Here is a 209-nt window from a genome sequence, read left to right on the forward strand (position 1 = left end):
CCACTTCCTGCCTTATCGGTAAGGCTTGCTGGTAGTAGTCTAAGGCTTCTTGGGGTTGTCCGATGTCGGAGTAGACTAGACCGATATTATTCAGGGTCGTGGCTTCCCCGCTTCTATCTTCCACTTCCTGCATTATCGGTAAGGCTTGCTGGTAGTAGTCTAAGGCTTTTTGGGGTTGTCCGATGTCGGAGTAGACTGCACCGATATTA

The 209-nt window shown here is 49.8% G+C and carries 1 protein-coding gene; it reads right to left on the minus strand.

All coding sequences use genetic code 11. The features are described from left to right. A partial coding sequence (locus AC0QH1_RS31135; protein WP_324635326.1) for a tetratricopeptide repeat protein occupies window positions 1-209 on the minus strand: 209 nt, incomplete at both ends.

The organism is Phormidium sp. CCY1219 (genome assembly GCF_055795085.1).